General features: G+C 46.2%; 22 protein-coding genes. 20 read left to right on the forward strand and 2 right to left on the reverse strand.

The window, feature by feature from the left end; genetic code table 11:
* Positions 1-16 precede the first annotated feature (16 nt).
* Together glnD and map are read right to left on the reverse strand one after the other, a co-directional pair.
* Positions 17-2,641, reverse strand: a complete 2,625-nt coding sequence (glnD, locus tag C1S73_RS14940; RefSeq protein ID WP_038864688.1) for a bifunctional uridylyltransferase/uridylyl-removing protein GlnD — start codon at positions 2,639-2,641, stop codon at positions 17-19.
* A 100-nt stretch (positions 2,642-2,741) separates the two neighbouring features.
* Positions 2,742-3,620 carry a type I methionyl aminopeptidase gene (gene map / locus C1S73_RS14945; protein WP_038864689.1) on the reverse strand — a complete coding sequence of 293 codons (879 nt, stop codon included), beginning with the start codon at positions 3,618-3,620 and terminating at the stop codon, positions 2,742-2,744.
* A gap of 394 nt (positions 3,621-4,014) precedes the next feature.
* Between map and rpsB the strand changes: the two genes are divergently transcribed.
* The 20 genes from rpsB (at position 4,015) to glnB (ending at position 25,901) form a co-directional block, all read left to right on the forward strand.
* Complete coding sequence (rpsB, locus tag C1S73_RS14950; RefSeq protein WP_038864690.1) at positions 4,015-4,743, forward strand: 30S ribosomal protein S2; 729 nt, start codon at positions 4,015-4,017, stop codon at positions 4,741-4,743.
* Between the two features lie 131 nt (positions 4,744-4,874).
* Positions 4,875-5,720 carry a translation elongation factor Ts gene (tsf, locus tag C1S73_RS14955; RefSeq protein ID WP_038864691.1) on the forward strand — a complete coding sequence of 282 codons (846 nt, stop codon included), beginning with the start codon at positions 4,875-4,877 and terminating at the stop codon, positions 5,718-5,720.
* Positions 5,721-5,873: 153 nt separating this feature from the next.
* Positions 5,874-6,605 carry a UMP kinase gene (pyrH, locus tag C1S73_RS14960; protein ID WP_005436777.1) on the forward strand — a complete coding sequence of 244 codons (732 nt, stop codon included), beginning with the start codon at positions 5,874-5,876 and terminating at the stop codon, positions 6,603-6,605.
* Between the two features lie 98 nt (positions 6,606-6,703).
* Positions 6,704-7,261: a ribosome recycling factor gene (gene frr, locus C1S73_RS14965; protein ID WP_038864693.1), complete on the forward strand. Its 558-nt coding sequence runs from the start codon at positions 6,704-6,706 to the stop codon at positions 7,259-7,261.
* Positions 7,262-7,357: 96 nt separating this feature from the next.
* The gene (locus tag C1S73_RS14970; RefSeq protein WP_038864695.1) at positions 7,358-8,113 is read left to right on the forward strand and encodes an isoprenyl transferase; all 756 of its coding nucleotides are present in this window, start codon (positions 7,358-7,360) and stop codon (positions 8,111-8,113) included.
* A 12-nt stretch (positions 8,114-8,125) separates the two neighbouring features.
* On the forward strand, positions 8,126-8,968 hold the full coding sequence (locus C1S73_RS14975; protein ID WP_038864697.1) for a phosphatidate cytidylyltransferase: 843 nt from the start codon (positions 8,126-8,128) through the stop codon (positions 8,966-8,968).
* A 52-nt stretch (positions 8,969-9,020) separates the two neighbouring features.
* Positions 9,021-10,226, forward strand: a complete 1,206-nt coding sequence (gene ispC, locus C1S73_RS14980) for a 1-deoxy-D-xylulose-5-phosphate reductoisomerase (RefSeq protein WP_038864705.1) — start codon at positions 9,021-9,023, stop codon at positions 10,224-10,226.
* Positions 10,226-11,584, forward strand: coding sequence for a sigma E protease regulator RseP (gene rseP, locus C1S73_RS14985; protein ID WP_038864707.1), 1,359 nt, complete (start codon positions 10,226-10,228; stop codon positions 11,582-11,584). The genes ispC and rseP overlap by 1 nt, the downstream gene beginning before the upstream one ends.
* A 44-nt stretch (positions 11,585-11,628) precedes the next feature.
* A complete protein-coding gene (gene bamA / locus C1S73_RS14990) occupies positions 11,629-14,043 on the forward strand; it encodes an outer membrane protein assembly factor BamA (RefSeq protein WP_038864709.1) in 2,415 nt (804 codons plus the stop codon).
* Positions 14,044-14,056: 13 nt separating this feature from the next.
* Positions 14,057-14,566: an OmpH family outer membrane protein gene (locus C1S73_RS14995; protein WP_038864801.1), complete on the forward strand. Its 510-nt coding sequence runs from the start codon at positions 14,057-14,059 to the stop codon at positions 14,564-14,566.
* Positions 14,567-14,572: 6 nt separating this feature from the next.
* On the forward strand, positions 14,573-15,604 hold the full coding sequence (gene lpxD, locus C1S73_RS15000; RefSeq protein WP_038864711.1) for a UDP-3-O-(3-hydroxymyristoyl)glucosamine N-acyltransferase: 1,032 nt from the start codon (positions 14,573-14,575) through the stop codon (positions 15,602-15,604).
* A 174-nt stretch (positions 15,605-15,778) separates the two neighbouring features.
* Complete coding sequence (fabZ, locus tag C1S73_RS15005; protein ID WP_009707417.1) at positions 15,779-16,231, forward strand: 3-hydroxyacyl-ACP dehydratase FabZ; 453 nt, start codon at positions 15,779-15,781, stop codon at positions 16,229-16,231.
* Between the two features lies 1 nt (position 16,232).
* The gene (lpxA, locus tag C1S73_RS15010; RefSeq protein WP_038864713.1) at positions 16,233-17,021 is read left to right on the forward strand and encodes an acyl-ACP--UDP-N-acetylglucosamine O-acyltransferase; all 789 of its coding nucleotides are present in this window, start codon (positions 16,233-16,235) and stop codon (positions 17,019-17,021) included.
* Between the two features lie 138 nt (positions 17,022-17,159).
* Complete coding sequence (lpxB, locus tag C1S73_RS15015) at positions 17,160-18,299, forward strand: lipid-A-disaccharide synthase (RefSeq protein ID WP_038864715.1); 1,140 nt, start codon at positions 17,160-17,162, stop codon at positions 18,297-18,299.
* A gap of 9 nt (positions 18,300-18,308) precedes the next feature.
* Positions 18,309-18,947: a ribonuclease HII gene (rnhB, locus tag C1S73_RS15020; RefSeq protein ID WP_038864717.1), complete on the forward strand. Its 639-nt coding sequence runs from the start codon at positions 18,309-18,311 to the stop codon at positions 18,945-18,947.
* Between the two features lie 76 nt (positions 18,948-19,023).
* Positions 19,024-22,503 carry a DNA polymerase III subunit alpha gene (gene dnaE, locus C1S73_RS15025; RefSeq protein WP_038864719.1) on the forward strand — a complete coding sequence of 1,160 codons (3,480 nt, stop codon included), beginning with the start codon at positions 19,024-19,026 and terminating at the stop codon, positions 22,501-22,503.
* Positions 22,504-22,549: 46 nt separating this feature from the next.
* A complete protein-coding gene (gene accA, locus C1S73_RS15030; RefSeq protein WP_038864720.1) occupies positions 22,550-23,509 on the forward strand; it encodes an acetyl-CoA carboxylase carboxyl transferase subunit alpha in 960 nt (319 codons plus the stop codon).
* Positions 23,510-23,614: 105 nt separating this feature from the next.
* Positions 23,615-24,961 carry a tRNA lysidine(34) synthetase TilS gene (tilS, locus tag C1S73_RS15035; protein ID WP_038864723.1) on the forward strand — a complete coding sequence of 449 codons (1,347 nt, stop codon included), beginning with the start codon at positions 23,615-23,617 and terminating at the stop codon, positions 24,959-24,961.
* A 64-nt stretch (positions 24,962-25,025) separates the two neighbouring features.
* The gene (locus tag C1S73_RS15040) at positions 25,026-25,340 is read left to right on the forward strand and encodes a c-type cytochrome (protein WP_038864725.1); all 315 of its coding nucleotides are present in this window, start codon (positions 25,026-25,028) and stop codon (positions 25,338-25,340) included.
* 222 nt (positions 25,341-25,562) lie between these two features.
* Complete coding sequence (gene glnB, locus C1S73_RS15045) at positions 25,563-25,901, forward strand: nitrogen regulatory protein P-II (RefSeq protein WP_005436810.1); 339 nt, start codon at positions 25,563-25,565, stop codon at positions 25,899-25,901.
* Positions 25,902-25,907 lie beyond the last annotated feature (6 nt).

The following is a 25,907-nucleotide window of genomic DNA, read 5'->3' on the forward strand; positions in this document are numbered from 1 at the left end:
TATTGCTTAATCGCTTTTACGCAGAAACAGAATCGGACAACTTTTCAATCAGCTTCTCGCGCAATTCGTCTTGTTGTTCATCACTCAGACGACCACCAGTATCACTTGTGAGGATAAACAAATCTTCTGCACGTTCTCCAATTGTGGTGATCTTAGCGGCGTGTAAGTTAATGCCTAAGTCTGCAAACGTACGCCCCACTTTGGCGAGAAGCCCAGGCGTATCAAGTGCCACGAACTCCATTAAAGTGCGTTTCTTGCTCTTAGTTGGTAGGAAGTCGACCTTGGTTTTGACGTTAAAGTGCTGAAGTTTATTTGGTGTACGACGTGTTTTGATTTTTGTCGGACGACCATCTTCCAATACGTGAGTAATGTGCTTGGTGACAGCGCCATGACGACCTTCTTCAATTGCTTTACCGTGTTGATCTAGCACCATAAAGGTATCGAGTACATAGCCGTCTTTACTGGTCATGATCTGCGCGTCATGAACGTTAAAATTACGACGATCGAGCTCTGCAACCACCGTCGCGAATAGGGCTGGTTGGTCTGGGCAGTAGACGAACACTTCGGTACCACCACGCGTGGCTTTTTTGCTGATCAGAACCAGTGGTTTACTTGCGTCTTCCATACGCAGCAAGTTCTCACAATGCCAAGCAATTTGTTTATGGGTATGACGCAAAAAGTAGTCGGCTTTAAAGCGCTGCCAAAGCACCTCGATCTCGCGTGCCGAGAAACCCTCTTTACGCAGTAGCGCTGACGCCATTTGCTGGTTGTGGCGTATACGTTCACGAACATCCACAGGGTTCTCCAAGCCGCGACGCAACGCGCGCTGAGTTGAGTAGAACAATTCCGCGAGCAGGGTACGCTTCCAGCTATTCCAAAGCTCTGGGTTAGTCGCACAGATATCGGCAACAGTCAGGCATACGAGGTACTCAAGATACTCTTCATCACGTACTTTTTTCGCAAACTCAGTGATGACGTCTGGATCGTATATATCGCGTCGCTGAGCGGTCACGGACATCAATAGGTGATGTCTCACTAGCCAACTTACCAATTTCGCTTCAGGTTTAGATAGGCCGTGCTCAATACAAAAATCATACGCTTCACCTTCACCAATAACGGAGTGATCGCCACCACGCCCTTTACCGATATCATGGAAAATCGCGGCCAGAATCAGCAATTCTTTCTTTTGAATACGAGGGTAAACTTCACAACAAATCGGGTGCTTGCTGTGGTTTTCTGCGTAGCTAAAAGTATTGATGTGTTTGAGTAGGCGAATGCTGTGTTCATCCACGGTATAAACATGGAACAAATCAAATTGCATCTGACCGACAATTTGGCTCCATTGCGGAAGATACGCCGCCAGTACACCAAGTTTGTGCATCAGACTGAACGCCTTATGCAGTGCATTTGGATGACGACACAGCGCCATAAACTTTTCACGCGCTTCAGGAATAGTGTGCAAGAACTTGTTTAAGCGACGACGCGCAGTACGCAACTGACGCAACGTAGGAGGGCTCACGCCTTCGATGCTCGAATCATTGGCGATGTGCAGGAACATATCCAAAATGGTTTCAGGACGAGCTTGGAACAGCGCGGGTTTGCGAGCCTCGATCAGTGAACCACGGCGTTGGAAATCCTCATCAATGATTTCGGCATCTGCAGAGGCGCCACCGTTGATGATCGCTTGATCAAACAGCTTGAGAAGCATTTTATTAAGCTCTGCTACACGTCTAAGCGTACGGTAGAACTCTTTCATCATCATTTCGACGCCGCGGTTACCTTCGCCGACATAGCCCAAATGTTCAGCCACTTGTGCTTGATGTCCGAACGTTAAACGGTTGTCATAACGGCGTAGTTCAATATGCAGAGCAAAACGGACTCGCCATAAGAAATCCTGACACTCAACCAACTCACGGTATTCTGCGTCGGTAAGAAAGCCATAGCGGCTCATTTCCAGCAATGAAGTCGCACCAAAGTGACGACGCGCTACCCAACTTAAAGTGTGAATATCACGCAAGCCGCCCGGCGTGGACTTGATGTCGGGTTCGAGGTTGTAGGTGGTGTCATGGTAGCGCGCGTGGCGTTCACGCTGCTCTTGAATCTTGGCGCGGTAGAAGGTTTCGCTTGGCCAGAAAGAATCAGACAACACCACTTTCTTTAAGGCTTGGAAGGTATCTTCACTGCCGCAAAGCAAACGCGCTTCTTGTAGGTTCGTGGCAACGGTTAAGTCTGAACGTCCAATCTCTGCACATTCAGCAACAGTTCGAACGGCATGACCGACTTCGAGGCGCAAATCCCAAAGTAGGGTAATGAATTCACTGATTTTAGCTTCAAGGGCATTCGGTAATTTGTTGTTCGACAAAATCAAAATGTCGATATCAGAAAGGGGGTGTAACTCACCACGGCCATAACCACCTACTGCAACCAGCGATATATTATGGATGTCTTTGAAGCCAAAGTGTTGCCACAAACGGTTGAGGAGTAAGTCCATGTACTCAGCGCGTGACAACACCAAATTGGTGACCGGATGGTGGTTAAGAAATTCTTGTTTTTGGAATGAACTGAATTTTTCGAGTTCTTGCTTAAGTTCAGCGATGTTGATCTGTTCATCGGTAAACGAAAGAGGGGACTGAAGAGTCATATTTGCTATCCGTGCAACTTGCTACTGTAAGCAATCTAACAAATTTGAAGCAGATAAAAAATATCCCCGCATGGGCGGGGATAAGGAAAGTGATATGCGATTATGCGTTTTTCATTAAACGAGGAATCGTGTCGTCACTACGAAGCGTCAGCACTTCACAACCGTCTTTCGTCACCACAATGGTGTGTTCCCACTGTGCCGAGTTTTTACCATCGCCAGTGTATACCGTCCAATCGTCTTGTGCGTCGACTGTACAGCCAAACTTACCTGCATTGATCATTGGCTCGATAGTAAAACACATGCCTTCTTTTAGTACGCGACGGTCTTTGTTCTTGTAGTGAACCACTTGTGGCTCTTCGTGGAACTCATCACCGATGCCGTGACCGCAGAAGTCTTTCACGATAGAGAACTTGTTGCGTGGGTTGTTCTTGTTGTTCTCTTTGATGTACTTCTCGATTGCTGTACCGATATCACCAACTGTTGCACCAGGCTTAACTTGACGCATACCAATGTACAGAGACTCTTGAGCAACCATACACAAACGTTTGTTTGCTGGAGATACATCACCAACTAGGAACATCTTAGAAGTGTCGCCGTGGTAGCCTTGTGGACGAACGCTTAGATCTGCGTTTTCATCGTTAGGCACGATAACCGTGATATCAACGTTAATGATGTCACCATCTTTAAGTACCGCTGGCTTCATTTGGCCATTTGCACCTTTTTCATCTTCTGTCGCAGGGATGCCGTGACAAACGATGTGGTTGATTGACGTACAGATTGATTTAGGGAATCCATGGTAATCAAGCGGTGCAGAGTAAGCGCCTCGCTCTAGAGCGTAATCGTGACAGATTTTGTTTAATTCTTCTGTCGTCACACCCGCCTTGATGTGCGGTTCGATCATTTCTAGAGTGTCTGCGGCTAGCTTGCCCGCAATACGCATGCGTTCGATTTCTTCAGCAGTTTTAATCTTGATTGACATTGGCTTTCTCTACTTATTCGTAAGCACGTAAACGTGCGAATGCGCGCATTCTATCAGACAACCCTTGCTTAACCCAAGCCAGTTAAGAATATGAGTCATTCTTACTTAAAGTGTAGTGATGGAATTTGGTGAAGAGTAGGGTGGTCATGCAATGGGGTAAGAAGTGTAAGAAACAATTTTTACTAGCCATCTTAGGCTAAAATATGATATAAAGCGCGCCGGAATCGAGGACTGTTCTCTTTACTTTTCATTAGAAGAGTAGCGAAGCAAGCTTCTTCCAATTAACTTTTATCTTTAAATCACACACATTCCGTCACATGTTCCGGGGTGCTGAGCAGAAGCTTGGTCGGAATTATGGGGGATGTGGAGGCCTAACCCCATAGAGGATTTTAAAATGGCAACTGTATCAATGCGCGATATGCTGAAAGCTGGTGTTCACTTCGGTCACCAAACTCGTTACTGGAACCCAAAAATGAAGCCATTCATCTTTGGTGCTCGTAACCGCGTTCACATCATCAACCTAGAAAAAACTGTACCAATGTTCAACGAAGCTCTAGCTGAACTAGCTAAAGTTGGCGAGAAGAAAGGTAAAGTTCTATTCGTAGGTACTAAGCGCGCTGCATCTGAAGCTGTTAAAGAAGCTGCAATCGCAAGCAACCAATACTACGTTAACAACCGTTGGTTGGGCGGCATGCTAACGAACTACAAAACAGTTCGTCAGTCTATCAAGCGTCTAAAAGATTTCGAAGCACAAGCACAAGACGGTACTTTCGAAAAACTAACTAAGAAAGAAGCTCTAATGCGTACTCGTGAAATGGAGAAGCTAGAGAAATCTCTTGGTGGTATCAAAGATATGGGCGGCCTACCAGACGCTCTATTCGTAATCGACGCTGATCACGAGCACATTGCAATTAAAGAAGCTAACAACCTAGGTATTCCAGTATACGCTGTGGTAGATACTAACTCTAACCCAGACGGCGTTGACTACATCATCCCAGGTAACGACGACGCGATCCGCGCAGTTCAACTATACCTAAACGCTGTTGCATCTGCAGTAACTGAAGGTCGCAACAAAGACGTTGCAGTAGTTGCTGAAAAAGACGGTTTCGTAGAAGCTGAATAATAGCGGCTCTGCGTCACACTTAGTCTATGTGAAACCTTGTTGTAGCATAGACTGAGTTATAGTTAGCAATGGGGGCCGACAATGTAGGCCCCTGTTTTTTACCTTATTTCGAATCAAACGAGGAATAGAGAATGGCAACTGTAACTGCTGCTCTAGTTAAAGAACTTCGCGAGCGCACTGGCGCTGGCATGATGGAATGTAAGAAAGCGCTTGTAGAAGCAAACGCTGACATCGAACTAGCAATTGAAAACATGCGTAAATCTGGCGCAGCGAAAGCAGCTAAAAAAGCTGGTAACGTTGCAGCTGAAGGCGCAATCATCATCAAAGAAGAAAACGGCGTAGCTGTTCTTCTTGAAGTTAACTGTCAAACTGACTTCGTAGCAAAAGACGCTAGCTTTACTGCATTCGCTGAAGACGTTGCAGTTGCAGCACTAGCTTCTAAAGCTTCTGTTGAAGAGCTTCAAGCTCAATTCGAAGAAACTCGCGTTGCACTAGTTGCAAAAATCGGTGAAAACATCAACATCCGTCGCGTTGCTTACGTTCAAGGTAATGCAATTGCTTCTTACCGTCACGGTGAGAAAATCGGTGTTGTTGTTGCTGGTGAAGGCGATGCTGAAACTCTTAAGCACGTTTCTATGCACGTTGCTGCTTCTCGTCCTGAGTTCGTTAACCCAGAAGACGTACCAGCTGACGTAGTTGCTAAAGAGAAAGAAGTTCAAGTTGAAATCGCTATGAACGAAGGCAAGCCTCAAGAGATCGCTGAGAAGATGGTTATTGGCCGCATGAAGAAATTCACTGGCGAGATCTCTCTAACTGGTCAAGCATTCATCATGGAACCTAAGAAAACTGTAGGTGAAATGCTGAAAGAAAAAGGTGCATCTGTATCTACTTTCGTTCGTCTAGAAGTAGGTGAAGGCATCGAAAAAGCTGCAGAAATGAGCTTTGCTGAAGAAGTTGCTGCGGTACAAAAAGGTTAATCCTTAGCGTATAGAGCAAACATTAGACCGTAGCCTTGGCTGCGGTCTTTTTACGAAAAGAGCGGCGAAACTTAGCCGTGATGAATAGCTATAAGTCATCTTGTGTCTATTCATGACTGTTAATCAACAACTCTCTTTTGGAAGGTAAACTCCATGACTACGAACCCTAAACCAGCGTATCAACGTATTCTATTAAAACTGAGTGGTGAAGCTCTTCAAGGCGAAGAAGGTTTCGGTATTGACCCTGCGGTTCTTGACCGTATGGCTCAAGAAGTTAAGGAGCTGGTTGAACTGGGTGTTCAAGTTGGTGTGGTAATCGGTGGTGGTAACCTATTCCGTGGTGCAGGTCTGGCTGAAGCGGGCATGAACCGCGTTGTGGGTGACCACATGGGTATGCTAGCAACAGTAATGAACGGTCTAGCAATGCGTGACGCACTTCACCGCGCATACGTAAATGCTCGCGTAATGTCTGCAATTCCTCTAAAGGGTGTGTGTGACGATTACAATTGGGCAGACGCTATCCGCGAACTTCGCCAAGGCCGTGTAGTAATCTTCTCGGCAGGTACAGGTAACCCATTCTTCACAACAGATTCAGCGGCTTGTCTACGTGGTATCGAAATCGAAGCTGACGTAGTTCTAAAAGCGACAAAAGTTGATGGTGTATTTACTGCTGACCCAGTAGCAAACCCAGACGCAGAGCTGTATGATAAGCTATCTTACACTGAAATTCTGGATAAAGAATTGAAAGTGATGGACTTGGCTGCGTTCACACTTGCTCGTGACCACAAAATGCCAATCCGCGTATTTAACATGAATAAGCCAGGCGCACTACGTCGCGTGGTAATGGGCGAAGCTGAAGGCACGTTGATCTGCGCTGACGCGTAAATCTCAGCGCCATTCAACAAGAGACATTGGATGGCGTTTTGCTTTGCTTAAGCCCTTTAAGCTTTCTTCATGAAAGATGACATTTTTAAGGTGAAACCGTGATTAACGAAATCAATAAAGACGCGCAAGAGCGCATGGACAAAAGCGTTGAAGCGCTAAAGAACAACCTTTCAAAAGTTCGTACTGGCCGCGCACACCCAAGCCTACTATCTGGCATCTCTGTAGAATACTACGGCGCAGCTACTCCTCTTAACCAAATCGCTAACGTTGTTGCTGAAGACGCTCGTACTCTAGCAATCACAGTTTTCGACAAAGAACTAACTCAAAAAGTTGAAAAAGCGATCATGATGTCTGACCTTGGCCTAAACCCAATGTCTGCTGGCACAATCATCCGCGTTCCACTTCCACCGCTAACAGAAGAGCGTCGTAAAGACCTAGTTAAGATCGTTCGTGGTGAAGCTGAAGGCGCACGTGTTGCTGTTCGTAACATCCGTCGTGACGCAAACAGCGACCTAAAAGGTCTTCTAAAAGATAAAGAAATCTCTGAAGACGAAGATCGTAAAGCACAAGACGAAATTCAAAAATTGACTGACGTAGCAGTTAAGAAGATCGACGACGTTCTTGCTGCAAAAGAAAAAGAGTTGATGGAAGTTTAATACTCCCATCCACATCACTGTTGGAAAACGCTGTGCTCACAGCTCAGCGTTTTTTTGTGTTAGTCTATCCAACTGATGGAACTCAATTAACTCCCTATGCAAAACTCTCAAGCCTTCTCTGATTCCCTTCCTAAACATATTGCCATCATTATGGACGGTAATGGTCGTTGGGCTAAGTCCAAAGGAAAGCCTCGTGTATTCGGTCATAAAAAGGGCGTAAACGCCGTTCGTAAGACCGTTGCAGCCGCTTCCAAGCTTGGCATCAAAGCCATGACTTTGTTCGCTTTCAGTAGCGAAAACTGGCGTCGTCCAGAAGAAGAAGTCGGCCTTTTAATGGAGCTGTTCATTTCTGTCTTATCGAGTGAAGTGAAAAAGCTGCACAAAAACAACTTACGCCTACGTGTCATTGGCGATACCAGCCGTTTTAGTGAACGCTTACAAGGTAAAATTCTTGAAGCGGAAGCTCTAACTGCCGGCAACACGGGGATGGTGATTAACATTGCAGCCAACTATGGTGGCAAGTGGGACATCACAGAGGCGGCCAAATCGTTAGCGTTAAAAGCGCGTAACGGTGAGATCCGTGTAGAGGATATCAATGAGCAGTTGATTACCCAGCATCTGACTATGGCTGATCTACCAGAAGTCGATCTATTGATTCGTACTAGTGGTGAGTGTCGCATCAGTAACTTCATGCTGTGGCAAATGGCTTATGCTGAAATGTACTTTACTCCTGAGTACTGGCCTGAATTCGATGAAGACAGCTTAGTAGAGGCTGTGACTTGGTTTATCAACCGAGAACGTCGTTTTGGTTGTACTGGTGAACAAGTGAAGGCATTGATGGCTGCTCAATAAGGACTAGTTAGTTTGAAACAGAGAATAATAACAGCACTAATTTTAGCTCCCCTGGTTATTTTAGGTATTTTTAAGTTACCACTAATGGGCTTTATCATCGCATTGAGCGCGATAACCCTATTAGGTTTTTGGGAGTGGACTCAGTTTACAGAAAGCAAATCTCGCATTGCTGCCCTTGTTCCGGCTGCCGTTGTTACCGGACTTAGTTTTCTATTCATTTCGCCTGATGCAGCAAGCCTTAACCAACTGGCAGCTCCGCATTACACCGTTTTAACACTCGGTTTTGCTTGGTGGATTATCGCAAGTGGAATGGCAATTACTTACCCTAAAACCATTAATTTATGGCAAAGCAGTAAAGTGTTGCGCCATGTATTTGGTTTCCTTACGTTGATCCCTTTCTTGTGGAGTGTGATCATTCTTAGGGCTTCTGATTTTGCAGTAGATCCATACCACGGCGCAAAACTTGTGCTGTATGTTTGCTTCTTGGTATGGGCTGCTGATAGCGGTGCTTACTTTGCTGGTAAAAGCATGGGTAAGCGAAAAATGGCGCCTCATGTGAGCCCAAACAAGACGATAGAAGGCTTGATTGGTGGCATTATCGCAGCATTGATTGTTGGCTGGTTGTTCGCCGGTTGGTTTGATATCCAATTTACTAGTCCAATTCACATGGTGGTCATCACATTGGTTACTGTCGTGATTTCTGTGCTTGGTGATTTGGTTGAAAGCATGTTCAAACGTGTGTCAGGCATCAAAGACAGCAGCAACATCATTCCAGGTCACGGCGGTATCCTAGATCGTGTCGATAGCCTTACCGCTGCATTCCCAGTATTTGCTCTTCTTTACTACGTATTCTAATTTAATCGGGAGCGGCATCGTCGCTCCTGAGTTTTTCTAACGGTCTTACATCATGCAAAAGTTAACGATTCTTGGTGCAACAGGCTCAATCGGTGCAAGCACACTAAAAGTGGTTGAACAAAATCCTGAGCTGTTTTCTATCGTCGCATTAGCGGCCAGCACTAACGTTGAAAAGATGGTCGCACTTTGCCGCAAATGGCAACCAAAATACGCTGTTATGGCGGATAAGGCTGCGGCAGTGGCATTAAGCGCTGAGCTAGCTTCAATCTCGCTAAAGACTGAAGTATTAGGTGGTGTTGATGCACTTTGTCATGTTTCTGCACTGGAAGAAGTCGATAGCGTAATGGCGGCAATAGTGGGTGCTGCAGGTCTGTTGCCAACAATGGCAGCGGTAAAAGCGGGCAAGCGTGTGCTACTGGCAAACAAAGAAGCACTTGTGATGTCTGGTCAACTGTTCATTGACGCAGTTGAAGAACATGGCGCAGAGTTACTTCCTGTAGACAGTGAGCACAATGCGATTTTCCAGTGCCTACCACAACAAGTTCAAACTAATCTAGGCCGTTGCAACTTAGAAGAGCATGGCATTTCCTCGATCCTGCTGACTGGTTCTGGTGGTCCATTCCGCTATACCGACATTGCAGAGTTAGATAAAGTGACGCCAGCACAAGCGATTGCTCATCCTAACTGGTCAATGGGGCCAAAAATCTCGGTTGATTCTGCAACCATGATGAACAAAGGCCTTGAGTACATTGAAGCAAAATGGCTATTTAACGCCGCTCGTGAACAACTGAAAGTGATCATTCACCCTCAGTCTGTCATTCATTCCATGGTTCAATACCGCGATGGTTCTGTACTGGCGCAAATGGGAGAGCCAGATATGGCAACCCCGATTGCATTAACCATGTCATATCCATCCCGTGTGGATGCGGGAGTGAAACCGTTAGATTTTACTCAAGTAGGTGAATTGACATTCCTTCAGCCAGATTTTGCACGCTATCCGTGTTTGAAGCTGGCTATCGATGCGTGCTACGAAGGCCAACATGCCACAACGGCTCTGAATGCAGCGAACGAAATTGCCGTTGATGCTTTCCTAAATAATCGACTTGGTTTCACAGATATCGCTCGCATCAATGAGTCAGTTTTGAACAAAATAACTGCAAGCCATAAAAGTGAGAATGTGAATAGCTTGGAAAGCTTGATAGAGCTAGATAGAATGGCACGAACTATCGCCTTAGAATTTTTACGCGAGCGTAGCTAATGACTGGTATTTTGTGGAATTTGGTTTCTTTTATCGTTGCATTGGGCATCTTGGTGGCTGTGCACGAGTTTGGTCACTTTTGGGTTGCTCGCCGTTGTGGTGTCAAGGTTGAGAAATTCTCAATCGGTTTTGGTAAGTCTATCTGGAGCAAGGTAGGCAAAGATGGCACTGAGTACAGCATTTCAATGATCCCATTGGGTGGCTACGTCAAAATGGTGGATAGCCGTGTTGATGAAGTACCTGAAAACGAAAAGCACATGGCGTTTGATCAAAAGCCGTTGTGGAAGCGCACATCAATTGTTGCGGCGGGTCCTATTTTCAACTTCCTGTTCGCGATCGTTGCGTATTGGTTAGTTTTCCTGATTGGTGTGCCAGCGGTTAAACCTGTAATTGGTGAAGTTACCCCCAATTCAATCGTTGCTCAGGCAGGAATTGAAACAGGGATGGAACTAAAATCTATCTCAGGTATCAAAACTCCGGATTGGGAATCAGTCAACATGGGTTTAATCTCTCATATTGGCGATGATTCAATGACAGTGACCTTAACTTCATCGAATGAAGTGGGCTCTGAAGTGACCAAAACCCTTGATATCCGTGATTGGAAATTTGATCCCGAAACTCAATCAGCAATGCATTCACTTGGCTTTACGCCGTTCACTCCAGAGATATACACGGAGTTAGCGCAAGTAAGTGAAGGCGCTGCGGGTGAAAAGGCGGGTTTACTGGCTAGTGACAAGATTGTTGCGATTAACGGCAAAAAGATTTCTAACTGGAATGAAGTGGTTGAAGCCATTCGTTCTAACCCAGAAACGCCAATTGACCTGACGGTGTTACGTCAGGGTGATGAGCAATCATTGACGTTGACTCCAGGTCGCCGTGAGCTAGCTAACAAACAAGTGGTTGGTTTTGCGGGTATCGCACCTGAAGTCGCAGAATGGCCAGAAAGTTATCGCTTCGAATTACAGTTTGGTGTATTCGAGTCTATTGGCAAAGCGATTGACAAAACTGGTCAAGTTATTGGACTTACAATCAGCATGCTTAAGAAACTGATTGTAGGTGATGTTGGTCTGAACAATCTGAGTGGGCCAATTTCAATCGCCAAAGGAGCAGGGGCGACGGCAGACTACGGTCTGGTTTACTTTTTAGGTTTTCTCGCACTAATTAGTGTTAACCTAGGTATTATCAACCTCGTTCCTTTACCAATGTTGGATGGTGGTCATTTGCTATTTTTTGCAATCGAAGCCGTTATCCGACGCCCAGTACCTGATAAGGTACAGGAAATGGGTTATCGAATTGGTGGTGCGATTATCTTCTCGCTCATGGCGTTAGCGCTATTTAATGATTTTACTCGTCTGTGATAGTTCAGAGACAAAAGCAGTAGCAAGGAATAATTAGAACAAGTATGGCGATTAAGCGAATTCTGTTTGCAAGTTTACTGGCGACCAGTGTATCTGCAAACGGAGCACAGAACTTTGTAGTTCAAGATATTGAGATCGATGGATTGCAACGTGTGGCACTGGGTGCTGCGTTGCTGAAGATGCCTGTACGTGTCGGCGATACTGTTGACCAAGGCGATGTTGCTGAGATCATTCGTGCACTGTACGCATCGGGTAACTTTGAAGATGTAAAAGTACTGCGCAACGGTGATGTGTTGGTTGTTCAAGTGAAAGAGCGCCCAACGATTGCTAGCATCTCATTCTCAGGCAACAAAGCAATCAAGGATGAGCAGCTACAAGAAAACCTGAACGCTTCTGGTGTTCGCGAAGGTGAAGCGCTTGACCGTACTACGCTAAGCAACATCGAAAAAGGTTTGGAAGACTTTTACTACAGCGTTGGTAAATACAACGCGACCGTAAAAGCGGTTGTTACTCCATTGCCTCGTAACCGTTCCGATCTGAAATTTGTCTTCACCGAAGGTGTATCGGCAAAAATTCAGCAAATCAACTTTATCGGCAATGAAGTTTTTTCTGATGAAGACCTTCTTTCTCGTTTCAACCTAAACGTAGACGTGCCATGGTGGAACTTCCTAGCGGACGAAAAATACCAAAAGCAAGTACTTGCTGGTGATATCGAAGCGCTGAAGTCTTATTACCTTGACCGCGGTTATCTGAAATTTAACGTTGATTCGACACAAGTGGCGATTTCTCCTGACAAAAAAGGCGTATACATTACGCTTGGTCTTGAAGAAGGCGACGTGTACACCGTGAAGGACGTGAAATTCCGTGGTGATTTGATCGGTGAAGAAGCAACGTTCGAAAAGCTGGTTCCATTTGAAGACAACGAGACGTACAACGGTTCTCGTGTGACTTCGATGGAAGAAGGTATCAAACGTGTGCTTGGTGAATCTGGTTACGCTTACCCGCAAGTTAACACCATTCCTGAGTTCGACGACGAAAACAAACAAGTATCACTTGTTGTGAACGTAGAACCAGGCAACCGCATCTACGTACGCGATATTCGTTTCACGGGTAACAACTCTACGAAAGACGAAGTACTGCGTCGTGAGATGCGGCAGATGGAAGGCAGCTGGTTAAACTCGAAATCGATTGAAACGGGTAAAACGCGTCTAAACCGTCTGGGTTACTTCGAAAACGTAGAAGTACAAACTGTACGTGTACCTGGCAGCGATGACCAAGTAGACCTAGTTTACTCAGTTAAAGAGGCAAACTCAGGCAGCGTTAACTTTGGTGTCGGCTACGGTACTGAATCAGGCGTCAGCTTCCAAGTTGGTCTACAACAAGACAACTTTATCGGTAGTGGTAACCGCGTTGGTATTAACGCGATGATGAACGACTACCAGAAAAACGTGAGTTTGGACTACCGCGACCCTTACTGGAACCTAGATGGTGTAAGTTTGGGTGGTAAGATCTTCTATGACGAGTTTGAAGCATCTGAAGCGGGTATCGTTGACTATACCAACCAAAGTTACGGTGCAAGTTTGACATGGGGTTTCCCATTCGACGAATTGAACCGTTTTGAGTTTGGTGTTGGTTATACCCACAACAAGATCGGTAACTTGTCGCCTTACTTACAGGTAGAACAGTTCCTACAAGCGCAAGCAGACAATATCGACTCTAGCGGCGCATTGAATACAAACGATTTTGACTTCAACATCTCATGGACACGTAACAACCTAAACCGTGGCTACTTCCCAACAGCGGGTAACCACCAACGTGCATTCTATAAGATGACCGTACCTGGCTCTGACGTTCAATACTTCAAGATGCAGTATGATGTTCGTCAATACGTGCCACTGACTAAGAAGCATGAATTCACGCTCTTGTTCCGTGGTCGTCTAGGTTATGGTAACGGTTATGGTCAAACGGATGGTAACGATAACTTGTTCCCATTCTACGAAAACTACTACGCAGGTGGTTTTACAACACTACGTGGTTTCGGCTCTAACTCTGTAGGTCCAAAAGCGGTTTACCGTGATTACTCAGGCTCAAATAACGGTGCGGACACCGCAACAGATGATTCTGTTGGTGGTAACGCGGTAGCGCTGGCGAGTATCGAGTTGATCGTACCAACACCATTTGCTTCGGATGAAGTTCGTAACCAGATTCGTACCAGTATCTTCTTCGATATGGCGAGTATTTGGGATACCGAATTTGATTACCGTAGCTCAGGTGCTGAATACGGCGACCGTTACTACTACGATTACTCAGATCCAACCAACTACCGTTCATCTTACGGTGCGGCGTTGCAATGGATGTCTCCTATGGGGCCACTAGTCTTCTCACTAGCGAAACCAATTAAGAAATATGATGGCGACGATGAAGAGTTCTTCACGTTCACTATCGGTAGAACCTTCTAAAGAGGAAAATATTTTGAATAAAATGATCAAAGCGGCTGGGATTGGCCTTCTTGTACTTAGCTCTTCAATGTTTGCAAACGCGGCTGAAGCTGCTCAGAAAATTGCTTACGTAAACACGGCTCAGGTTTTCCAATCTCTTCCTCAGCGCGAAGTGGTTCTACAAAAAATGCAGAAAGACTTCAAGAGCAAGGCAGACGAGCTGAAGTCTATCCAAGCAAAAGCGAAGACTAAGATTGAAAAGCTACAGCGTGATGGCCAACTTCTAGGCCAAGACGAAGTTGAAAAGCTACGTATCGACATCGCTAAACTAGACAGCGAGTACAAAGTAAAAGCTCAAGCTCTAGAGAAAGCAAGCGCACGTCGTGAAGCTGAAGAAAAAGCGAAGCTATTCAAAACGATTCAAGATGCTGTGAAGAAAGTAGCAACGAAGAAAGGTTACGATATGGTAATCGATATTTCTTCTCTTCAGTACGGTAAGCCAGAATACAACATCTCTGAAGACGTAATTAAAGCTCTAAAATAAGAAGTTATGAAGACATTAACATTAGCCGAGTTGGCGACAATTACCGGGGGAGAGCTGTTTGGTGACGAGTCACTCGTCGTAAGCCGTGTAGCTCCAATGGATAAAGCACAAGAAGGTGACGTTACCTTTTTGTCTAACCCAAAATACGCAAAGCACCTTGCTGAATGTCTCGCAACAGTCGTGATGGTGAAGGAAGAGCACAAAGAGCAGTGTACAGGCAATGCGCTTGTTGTCGCTGACCCTTATGTAGCTTTTGCTCGTGTAGTTCAAGCTATGGATACCACACCGAAGCCTGCTGAAGACATTGCACCTAGTGCCGTGATTGCAGCAGACGTGATGATGGGTGCAAACGTAGCAGTCGGTGCAAATGCAGTGATTGAAACGGGTGTAGAGCTTGGCGACAACGTTATTGTTGGTGCGGGCTGTTTTATCGGTAAAAACGCAAAGTTAGGCAACAACACCAAGCTTTGGGCTAATGTTACTATCTATCATGAAGTGTCACTTGGCGATGACTGTCTGGTTCAATCTGGCACAGTCATCGGCTCAGACGGTTTCGGTTACGCGAACGATAAAGGCGAGTGGATCAAAATTCCTCAGCTTGGTTCAGTGCGCATCGGTAATCGTGTTGAGATTGGTGCATGTACCACGATTGACCGTGGTGCACTTGAAGACACCATCATTGAAGACAACGTGATTCTTGATAACCAGCTTCAAATCGCTCATAACGTGCAGATCGGATATGGTACCGTGATGCCAGGTGGTACTATTGTCGCTGGCAGTACCAAAATTGGTAAATACTGCCAGATCGGCGGCGCGTCGGTTCTTAACGGACATATTACGATTGCAGATGGCGTAGCTATCACCGGTATGGGCATGGTTATGCGCAGTATCGAAGAGAAAGGCTTGTATTCGTCAGGTATTCCACTGCAAACGAACCGAGAGTGGCGTAAGACGGCAACTCGAGTTCATCGCATTGACGATATGAACAAACGCCTGAAAGCTGTTGAGAAGCAGCTGGAACCGAAAGAAGAATCTTAGTTCCATAATTCTGAACAAAGACTCGCGAAATGCGGGTCTTTTTCTTCTATAATGACGCGCTATAAGTAGATTTATCACCAAGCTGGTATACACTTTGCAGGCATTTCCTGATTAAGTGGCTTTTGCCGCTGCCTTGCCATCTTGGTTGTTGAGTATTGATATAGGAAGACGACTTTGACTACTGAAAAGAAAACGATGAACATCTCTGAAATTCAAGAGCTACTACCTCATCGCTACCCATTCTTATTGATCGACCGAGTGATTGACTTCCAAGAAGAGAAGTACCTTCACGCGATTAAAAACGTGTCGGTTAACGAACCTCAGTTCACAGGTCACTTTCCACAATTGCCAGTCTTCCCAGGTGTTCTTATTCTGGAAGCGATGGCGCAGGCGACAGGCTTACTTGCATTTAAATCATTTGGTGCGCCAACTGAAAATGAGCTGTACTACTTCGCAAGTGTTGACGGTGCAAAATTCCGTAAACCAGTAGTACCAGGCGACCAAATGATTATTGAAGTAGAATTTTTGAAAGAGCGTCGCGGCATTGCTGCATTCAAAGGTGTAGCGAAGGTTGACGGCGAAGTAGTATGTTCAGCAGAGCTGAAGTGTGCTCGTCGAGAGTTTTAATATGATTCATGAAACCGCTAAAATCCACCCAGCTGCGGTGGTAGAAGAAGGCGCGAAAATTGGCGCTAACGTGACTGTTGGTCCATTCACTTACATCACCTCAACGGTAGAGATCGGTGAAGGTACGGAAGTGATGTCTCACGTAGTGATCAAAGGTCACACCACAATTGGTAAAGACAACCGCATTTTCCCACATGCTGTCATTGGTGAAGAGAACCAAGATAAGAAGTACGGTGGCGAAGATACAACAGTGGTTATCGGTGACCGCAACGTGATTCGTGAAGCGGTTCAGGTTCATCGTGGCACTGTCCAAGATAAAGCAACCACTGTGATTGGTGATGATAACTTGCTGTGTGTTAACGCGCATATTGCTCACGATGTTATCGTTGGTAACCATACTCACATTGGCAACAACGCGATTCTTGGCGGTCACGTAACGGTTGATGACCATGCCGGCGTTATGGCACTTTCTGCGATTCACCCATTCTGTACGGTAGGTGCTTACGCTTACGTTGGCGGCTGTTCTGCAGTTGTTCAGGATGTACCAGCTTACGTACTTGCACAAGGTAACCATGCGACACCATTTGGTTTGAACTTGGTTGGTTTGAAGCGTAACGGTTTTGAAAAACCAGAAATCCGTGCATTGCAAAAAGCGTACAAAGAGCTTTACCGCTCAGGCAAAACGCTAGAAGAAGTGAAGCCGATCCTTGCTGAAATGGCACAAGAGTGGCCAGCAGTAAAACGTTTCTCAGACATTCTGGAAACAACGGAACGTGGCATCATTCGTTAATTTACGAATGTGCGGTTAATGAGAAAAGATCGCGCCCAATTGGGCTGCGGTCTTTTTGTGTTTTATGGATAGGGTAAAATAGCAAGATCCTCGGATGTTACTCTCTATCCATAGCGCATAGGAAAAAGCGAAAGAAAGATGGAAAGACCACTACGTATTGGCATCATTGCCGGAGAACTGTCAGGCGATACTCTTGGCGAAGGCTTCATCAAAGCAGTTAAAGAACAATACCCAGATGCAGAATTTGTCGGTATTGGCGGCCCTAAAATGATCGCGCAAGGCTGTGAGTCACTGTTTGAAATGGAAGAGTTGGCTGTGATGGGCTTGGTTGAAGTTCTGGGTCGCTTACCAAGATTATTAAAAGTGAAAGCAGAGCTGATTAAGTATTTCACTGCAAATCCGCCGGATGTCTTTGTAGGGATCGATGCACCAGACTTTAACCTACGTGTTGAGTTAGATTTAAAAAACGCAGGAATCAAAACGGTACACTACGTGAGCCCTTCTGTTTGGGCTTGGCGTCAAAAACGTATCTTCAAGATTGAAGCGGCAACCAACCTAGTATTGGCTTTCTTACCTTTCGAAAAAGCGTTTTACGACAAATTCAATGTGCCTTGTGAATTCATTGGTCACACATTGGCAGATGCCATTCCTCTGCATTCAGACAAGGCTCCTGCACGTGAGTTACTAGGTTTAAAACATGATAAACAATGGTTAGCGGTGCTTCCGGGGAGTCGTGGCAGTGAGTTGAAAATGCTCTCTCAACCGTTTATTGAAACCTGTAAAAAACTGCATCAGAAGTTCCCTGATCTTGGCTTTGTTGTTGCGTTAGTAAATCAGAAACGTCGCGAGCAATTCGAGCAAGCGTGGAAAGAGTATGCGCCAGAGTTGGATTTCAAACTGGTAGACGATACCGCTCGTAATGTGATTACGGCGTCTGATGCCGTGATGTTGGCGTCTGGTACGGTCGCGCTTGAGTGTATGTTGTTAAAACGACCAATGGTTGTAGGGTACCGTGTTAACGCGGTTACCGCCTTCCTAGCCAAGCGCCTGCTGAAAACCAAATACGTGTCATTACCAAACATTTTGTCGGATAGCGAGTTAGTAAAAGAATACCTGCAAGAAGAGTGCACTCCAGAAAACTTATTCACTGAAGTGTCTCGCTTACTAGAGAGCGATAACCAACAGATGTTGGATAAGTTTACGGAAATGCATCACTGGATACGCAAAGACGCGGACCAACAGGCTGCAAATGCGGTTCTAAAACTGATTGAAAAATAGAGATTTACCATGGCTGTAAAACCAAAAACGACCAAAGCGAAAGTAGAGCTCCCACCGTTTGAATACCCACAAGGTTACCAATTGGTTGCGGGTGTAGATGAAGTAGGGCGTGGGCCTCTTGTCGGCGACGTTGTTACCGCTGCGGTTATCTTAGATCCAAATAACCCAATTGAGGGTTTGAACGACTCGAAAAAGCTGAGCGAGAAAAAACGTCTCGCACTTCTGCCCGAAATTAAAGAGAAAGCCTTAGCTTGGGCGGTCGGCCGCTGTTCTCCTGAAGAAATTGACGAGCTTAACATATTGCAAGCCACCATGGTTGCCATGCAACGTGCAATTGCCGGTTTGAAAGTGCAGCCAGACCTCGCACTTATCGATGGCAACCGCTGTCCGCAGTTGCCAATGGATTCCCAAGCGGTGGTGAAGGGTGATTTGCGAGTTGCGGAAATCAGCGCGGCTTCAATCATTGCAAAAGTGGTTCGTGACCAAGAAATGGAAGAATTGGACAAGCAATACCCACAGTTTGGTTTTGCAAAGCACAAAGGTTACCCAACCAAAGCGCACTTTGAAGCGATTGAAGAGCACGGCGTGATCAGTGAACATCGCAAGAGCTTCAAGCCAGTGAAGAAAGCGCTTGGTATTGAAGAATAATTAGCGGCTGCTTGGTGTTATAAGCCAGCCCTTAGGTTAGAATTCCCAACAAGATTTAGTTTTACGGTACCTGTTAATGTCAGATCCCAAGTTCATTCACCTTCGTGTCCATAGTGACTTCTCGATGGTGGATGGTATCAACAAAGTTCCACCGCTCGTTAAGAAAGTCGCCGAACTCGGCATGCCAGCAATGGCACTGACCGATTTCACCAACTTATGTGGTTTGGTGAAATATTACGGCACAGCTCACGGTAGTGGTGTTAAGCCAATCATTGGTGCAGACTTTAAAATGCAATCCGATGAGTTTGGCGAGGAACTGACACAACTGACCGTATTAGCGGCGGACAACACCGGTTATAAAAACCTAACATTGTTGATTTCCAAAGCGTATTTACGTGGTCACGTTCAACATCAGCCTGTTATCGATAAAGCATGGTTAGCGGAACTGTCAGAAGGACTTATCATTCTTTCTGGTGCGAAAAACGGTGAAATCGGTAAGGCATTGCTAAAAGGCAACCGTAAAGTTGTCGACAGCTGCGTCGAGTTTTATAACCAATACTTCCCTGACCGCTTCTATCTAGAATTGGTTCGAACCGGTCGCCCAGATGAAGAAACCTACCTTCACTTTGCGATTGAATTGGCAGAAGAGGTAGAACTGCCAGTTGTTGCAACTAACGAAGTGGTGTTCATCAGCGAAGACTTGTTTGATGCTCATGAAATCCGCGTTGCGATCCACGATGGTTACACCCTAGAGGATCCACGACGTCCAAAGAACTACAGTCCAGAGCAGTATTTGCGTACGGAAGAGGAAATGTGCGAGCTGTTTGCCGACATTCCTGAAGCGCTGGAAAACAGTGTCGAAATCGCTAAACGCTGTAATGTAACGGTTCGTCTCGGTGAATATTTCCTGCCAGCCTTCCCAACCGAAGGGATGGAAGAAACCGAATTCTTGGTGATGAAATCTCGTGAAGGCCTGGAAGAACGTCTTGAGTTCCTATTCCCAGACGAAGCCGAGCGTAAAGAGCGTCGACCAGAATACGACGATCGCCTTCAAATCGAACTCGACGTAATCAACCAAATGGGATTCCCGGGTTACTTCTTGATCGTAATGGAGTTCATCCAGTGGTCGAAGGACAATGCGATTCCAGTAGGCCCAGGTCGTGGTTCGGGTGCTGGTTCTTTGGTGGCATACGCACTGAAGATCACCGACCTTGACCCGTTGGAATATGACCTTCTTTTCGAACGTTTCTTGAACCCAGAACGTGTCTCCATGCCCGATTTCGACGTCGACTTCTGTATGGACAAACGTGACCAAGTTATTGACCACGTAGCAGAAATGTACGGTCGTGATGCGGTATCGCAGATCATCACGTTTGGTACCATGGCGGCAAAAGCGGTAATCCGCGACGTTGGCCGTGTATTGGGGCACCCATTTGGTTTCGTTGACCGTATCTCGAAACTGGTTCCGCCTGACCCAGGTATGACGCTAGAGAAAGCGTTTAAAGCTGAGCCAGCGCTACCAGAGCTTTACGACGCCGATGAAGAAGTCAAAGAGCTGATCGATAAGTGTCGTATCCTAGAGGGTTGTACACGAAACGCCGGTAAGCACGCGGGTGGTGTTGTAATTTCACCTACCACGATCACCGACTTTGCGCCGATTTATGCTGATGCGGAAGGCCACTTTCCCGTTACTCAGTTCGATAAGAACGACGTTGAAACCGCTGGCTTGGTTAAGTTTGACTTCTTGGGTCTGCGTACCTTAACCATCATCGACTGGGCACTGGGCCTGATCAACCCACGTTTAGAACGTGAGGGTAAAGAATCCGTTCAAATTGAATCGATCCCGCTGGTGGATCCGGCGTCTTTCCGACTATTACAAAACTCAGAAACTACTGCGGTATTCCAGCTGGAATCGCGTGGTATGAAAGAACTGATCAAACGTCTTCAGCCGGACTGTTTCGAAGACATCATCGCACTTGTAGCCCTTTTCCGTCCCGGTCCGCTACAGTCGGGCATGGTAGATAACTTTATCGACCGTAAACACGGCCGAGAAGCGATCTCTTATCCAGATGAAAAGTGGCAACACGAATCACTTAAAGAGATTCTGGATCCCACTTACGGCATCATCCTGTATCAAGAACAGGTAATGCAGATTGCACAGGTACTGTCTGGCTACACCCTTGGTGGTGCGGACATGCTTCGTCGTGCGATGGGTAAGAAAAAGCCTGAAGAGATGGCGAAGCAGCGTGCCACCTTTGAAGAAGGCGCGATTGCTAACGGCGTCGATGGCGAGTTGGCGATGAAAATCTTCGACTTGGTAGAAAAGTTTGCAGGTTACGGTTTTAACAAATCGCACTCGGCAGCTTATGCGTTGGTTTCTTACCAAACGCTATGGCTAAAGACGCACTTCCCAGCAGAGTTCATGGCAGCGGTAATGACCGCAGATATGGACAACACGGAAAAAGTCGTTGGCCTTGTAGACGAATGTTTCCGCATGAAACTGACCGTCTTACCGCCAGACATAAACTCCGGTTTATACCGCTTTAACGTGGATGAAAACGGCGCGATTGTTTACGGTATTGGCGCAATTAAAGGTGTGGGTGAAGGCCCAATTGATGCGATTTTAGAAGCGCGGAATAAAGGCGGTCACTTCATTGATCTGTTTGACTTCTGTGCGCGCATCGATCTGAAAAAGGTCAACAAACGCGTTATCGAAAAACTGATTTACGCGGGCGCACTTGACCGACTTGGTCCACATCGTGCGGCGTTGATGGCATCGTTGAATGACGCGGTCAAAGCGGCCAGCCAACATCACCAAGCTGAAGCATTTGGTCAGACTGATATGTTCGGCGTATTGACCGATGCTCCGGAAGAAGTGGAACACAAATACACCCAAGTTCCGGCGTGGCCAGAGAAAGTATGGTTAGAGGGTGAGCGTGAGACGCTAGGTTTGTATTTGACAGGCCACCCAGTAAACGCATACATAAAGGAACTAAATAAGTACGTTAGTTGTCGACTAAAAGATGCGACACCGACTCGACGTGATCAATCTGTGACCGTTGCGGGTTTGGTTATTGCAGCTCGTGTGATGACAACGAAGCGCGGAACACGCATCGGTTTGATGACTTTGGATGACAGAAGTGGTCGAATGGAAGTGATGTTGTTCTCGGATGCGCTCGATAGATATGCAGAACTTCTCGAAAAAGACAAAATTTTGGTCGTTTCTGGACAGGTCAGCTTTGATGACTTCAATGGTGGCCTTAAAATGTCGGCGCGTGAGGTCATGGATCTTGGTAGTGCACGTGAAAAATATGCACGTGGTTTGTCAGTATCCATCGATGCGAGCCAAATTAACGATAAATTCTTTGAGCAATTTACGCGTATTTTAGAACCGTACAAAGCCGGAACCGTACCTGTCAATGTATACTACCAGCGTGCCGACGCCAGAGCGCGGTTAACATTGGGCACCGAATGGCGAGTAACGCCAAGTGATACATTGCTAGACGATTTAAAACAGTTACTTGGCAAAGGCCAGGTAGAACTCGAATTTAACTAAAAATTCAGCGCAATATGTTAGACGCTGAGTCAAAAAGGATTCATAGATGAGCCTAAACTTTCTTGAATTTGAAAAGCCGATTGCAGAACTAGAAGCGAAAATTGAAGCGCTACGTGACGTATCTCGTCACGGTGGTGATTCTGCGGTTGACCTTGATAAAGAAATCGAACAGCTTGAGAAAAAGAGCCTAGAACTTAAGAAGAAAACCTTCAGCAACCTAGGCGCATGGGAAACAGCTCAACTGGCTCGTCACCCTTTACGTCCATACACATTGGATTACATCCAGCACGCGTTTGAAGAGTTTGACGAATTGGCGGGTGACCGTGCGTTCGCAGACGACCAAGCTATTGTTGGTGGTATCGCACGTCTTGAAGGCCGTCCAGTGATGATCATTGGTCACCAAAAAGGTCGTGAAACTAAAGAGAAAGTGAAGCGTAACTTTGGTATGCCTAAACCAGAAGGTTACCGTAAAGCACTGCGTCTGATGGAAATGGCTGAGCGTTTCAACATGCCTATTATCACTTTCATCGACACAGCTGGCGCATACCCAGGTGTTGGCGCGGAAGAGCGCGGTCAATCTGAAGCAATCGCAAAAAACCTTAAAGTGATGTCTGGTCTTAAAGTGCCAGTAATCTGTAACGTGGTGGGCGAAGGCGGTTCAGGCGGTGCACTTGCTATTGGTGTAGGTGACTACGTGAACATGCTTCAGTACTCAACGTACTCAGTAATTTCTCCAGAAGGTTGTGCTTCAATCCTATGGCGTGATTCCGACAAAGCACCTCAAGCAGCAGACGCAATGGGTCTAACCGCCCCTCGTCTAAAAGAGCTTGAGCTTATCGACGAAATCATCGAAGAGCCATTAGGTGGCGCGCATCGTGACCACGTTCAAATGGCGGCGAACATGAAAGCAAATCTGCTTCGTCAGCTAGAAGACCTAGAACAGCTGGATCACGAAACGCTACTTGAGCGCCGTTACCAGCGTCTAATGAACTACGGTTACTGCTAAATTACGGTCACCGTTAAGCTCTAGCTGATCTCTCTTGAGATAACAGATAAAATAGAAAGGGTTGGGCATGTGTCCAGCCCTTTTTTTGTTTCTACTGGATTGCTTATGGAATCGCTTTACTCAAATTTTGCTCAAGTTCTCGACCGCTATCATCAACCAAACACTAAGATCGTTTTGGCGTTCAGTGGTGGGGTGGATTCGCGTCTGTTGCTTGAGCTGTTGAGTCGTTACCAACAAGCACGTTCAGCAGACGGTAGCTCTGCAGATTCCCAACTAATAAACTGTCATGCTGTGTATGTTCATCATGGTTTAAGTGTGAATGCTGATGATTGGGCACAAAAGTGCAAGCAATGGGCACAGCAAGCTGGGTTCTCATGTTCCGTTGAACGCGTGAACCTAGATATTAACAGTGGTGAAAGCATTGAGCTTTTAGCTCGTGAAGCGCGCTATCAAGCTCTGGCGAAGCACATCGCAGTCGGTGACTTACTGCTGACCGGTCAACATGCCGATGATCAGGTCGAAACCTTCTTATTGGCACTAAAACGTGGCAGTGGACCGAAAGGGTTGTCGTCGATGGCAGAAAGTATGCCGTTTGCTAGTGGGACATTAATACGCCCATTACTGACCATTAAGCGAGAGCAAATCGAAGCGGCAGCCAGAGAGCAAAAACTGGATTGGGTAGAAGACGAAAGTAACCAAGATATTCGTTACGATCGTAACTTCCTCCGTCATCGCATTGTGCCTGAGCTATCTGAACGTTGGCCGAGCATCCACCAAGCGGTGCAACGCAGTGCGACTTTGTGTGCCCAGCAAGAGACCTTGCTAGATGAGTTGCTCGAAGCGGCATTCAATCAGGCGATGCAGCCGGATTTGAGTTTGAGTATTGACGTTTTAACGGCACACAGTGAGTTGGCGCGTGCACGTTTGATTCGGATGTGGCTGGCAAAACTCAATGCCAATATGCCGTCTCAAGTGCAGTTGAACCTGATTTGGGATGAAGTGGCGCGGGCTCAACAGGACGCCAACCCAAAATTGAAGTTCAAGCAAGGTGAAGTGCGCCGCTTTCAACATCGACTCTACTGGGTCACTGAAACTTCAGATGTGACCTCGTGGCAAGCCGAGTGCCCTTTGAATACGCCTCTAAAGCTTCCTGAGCCGTTAGGGGAGCTTGAGTTGAGTACCAAGTCATGTGAGCTAAGTATTACCCTACCTGCGCACCCAGAGCGACTTAGAATTACATTTAACCCTGAAGGCTTGTCTGCACACCCGACGACTCGTCACCACAGTCGTAAGCTGAAAAAACTCTTTCAGGAATACAATGTGCCGAGCTGGCAACGTCGTCAAATTCCAATTCTAATGTATGAAGATAAAGTGGTTGCCGTCGCTGGCCTGTTCGTTGATCAAGCCTTTAGTGGTCAAGACTGTGAACTGATCTGGCGCAAGATGTTGTAATTCATGCAACAATATCGGTTATAAAACAAAAATATCTTTAAATAATAATCGATTAGGTGAAGCAATGAAGAAAATAATCATGGGCGCAGGAATCACGCTAGCCATGTTAAGTGGGCAGGCAATGGCGGCAGGCGATGTGGCTGCTGGCCAAGCAAAAGCTGGCGTTTGTGCTGCTTGTCATGGACCAGATGGAATTGCTGTGATTCCTGGCTACCCAAACTTAAAAGGTCAAAATGAGCAGTACATTGCTAGCTCAATTAAGGCATACAAAGCAGGCCAGCGCACTGGTGGTTTAGCGGCGGTGATGCAGGCACAAGCAAGTTTGCTGTCTGATGAAGACATTGCTAACTTGGCGGCATACTATGCGAGCTTGAAGTAAGCGTTAGCCTCAAATTAACGCTCACTAAAACACATACCAAGCCAGACTTATGCTCTGGCTTTTTCATTGGTGGCATGATTGAGAATGGCGACTTTGTTACATTCGCCCGCAAATAAATCCCACCAATGTCAGGATTTTCAGGTGCTTGGTCACAACAAGGATTGAATGTTGTGAGGCGCTAACCGATAATATGCGCAAACGATTGAAGCTTAAGGGATGAACATGAAAAAGATTGAAGCGATTATCAAGCCATTCAAATTGGATGATGTTCGAGAAGCATTGGCTGAAGTAGGCATTACAGGGATGACCGTCTCTGAAGTGAAAGGCTTTGGTCGTCAGAAAGGTCACACAGAATTGTACCGCGGTGCAGAGTACATGGTGGATTTCCTTCCTAAAGTGAAGCTAGAAATCGTAGTGACGGAAGACGTTGCAGACAAGTGTGTAGAAACCATCATCGAAACGGCGCAAACCGGTAAGATCGGTGACGGTAAGATCTTCGTAACAGACGTCGAACGCGTAGTGCGTATCCGTACTGGTGAAGAAGACGAAGATGCGATCTAATCTGTT

It is taken from the genome of Vibrio jasicida 090810c, assembly GCF_002887615.1.
Lineage (GTDB): Bacteria > Pseudomonadota > Gammaproteobacteria > Enterobacterales > Vibrionaceae > Vibrio > Vibrio jasicida.

What these genes read in the sequence shown, in the direction of transcription:
- C1S73_RS15040 (WP_038864725.1), top strand. Translation starts at nt 25,026, where the DNA reads ATGAAGAAAATAATCATGGGCGCAGGAATCACGCTAGCCATGTTAAGT.
- pyrH (WP_005436777.1), top strand. Translation starts at nt 5,874, where the DNA reads ATGACTACGAACCCTAAACCAGCGTATCAACGTATTCTATTAAAACTG.
- tsf (WP_038864691.1), top strand. Translation starts at nt 4,875, where the DNA reads ATGGCAACTGTAACTGCTGCTCTAGTTAAAGAACTTCGCGAGCGCACT.
- lpxA (WP_038864713.1), top strand. Translation starts at nt 16,233, where the DNA reads ATGATTCATGAAACCGCTAAAATCCACCCAGCTGCGGTGGTAGAAGAA.
- bamA (WP_038864709.1), top strand. Translation starts at nt 11,629, where the DNA reads ATGGCGATTAAGCGAATTCTGTTTGCAAGTTTACTGGCGACCAGTGTA.
- C1S73_RS14970 (WP_038864695.1), top strand. Translation starts at nt 7,358, where the DNA reads ATGCAAAACTCTCAAGCCTTCTCTGATTCCCTTCCTAAACATATTGCC.
- tilS (WP_038864723.1), top strand. Translation starts at nt 23,615, where the DNA reads ATGGAATCGCTTTACTCAAATTTTGCTCAAGTTCTCGACCGCTATCAT.
- ispC (WP_038864705.1), top strand. Translation starts at nt 9,021, where the DNA reads ATGCAAAAGTTAACGATTCTTGGTGCAACAGGCTCAATCGGTGCAAGC.
- map (WP_038864689.1), bottom strand. Translation starts at nt 3,620, where the DNA reads ATGTCAATCAAGATTAAAACTGCTGAAGAAATCGAACGCATGCGTATT.
- dnaE (WP_038864719.1), top strand. Translation starts at nt 19,024, where the DNA reads ATGTCAGATCCCAAGTTCATTCACCTTCGTGTCCATAGTGACTTCTCG.
- glnB (WP_005436810.1), top strand. Translation starts at nt 25,563, where the DNA reads ATGAAAAAGATTGAAGCGATTATCAAGCCATTCAAATTGGATGATGTT.
- accA (WP_038864720.1), top strand. Translation starts at nt 22,550, where the DNA reads ATGAGCCTAAACTTTCTTGAATTTGAAAAGCCGATTGCAGAACTAGAA.
- rpsB (WP_038864690.1), top strand. Translation starts at nt 4,015, where the DNA reads ATGGCAACTGTATCAATGCGCGATATGCTGAAAGCTGGTGTTCACTTC.
- lpxD (WP_038864711.1), top strand. Translation starts at nt 14,573, where the DNA reads ATGAAGACATTAACATTAGCCGAGTTGGCGACAATTACCGGGGGAGAG.
- rnhB (WP_038864717.1), top strand. Translation starts at nt 18,309, where the DNA reads ATGGCTGTAAAACCAAAAACGACCAAAGCGAAAGTAGAGCTCCCACCG.
- rseP (WP_038864707.1), top strand. Translation starts at nt 10,226, where the DNA reads ATGACTGGTATTTTGTGGAATTTGGTTTCTTTTATCGTTGCATTGGGC.
- lpxB (WP_038864715.1), top strand. Translation starts at nt 17,160, where the DNA reads ATGGAAAGACCACTACGTATTGGCATCATTGCCGGAGAACTGTCAGGC.
- glnD (WP_038864688.1), bottom strand. Translation starts at nt 2,641, where the DNA reads ATGACTCTTCAGTCCCCTCTTTCGTTTACCGATGAACAGATCAACATC.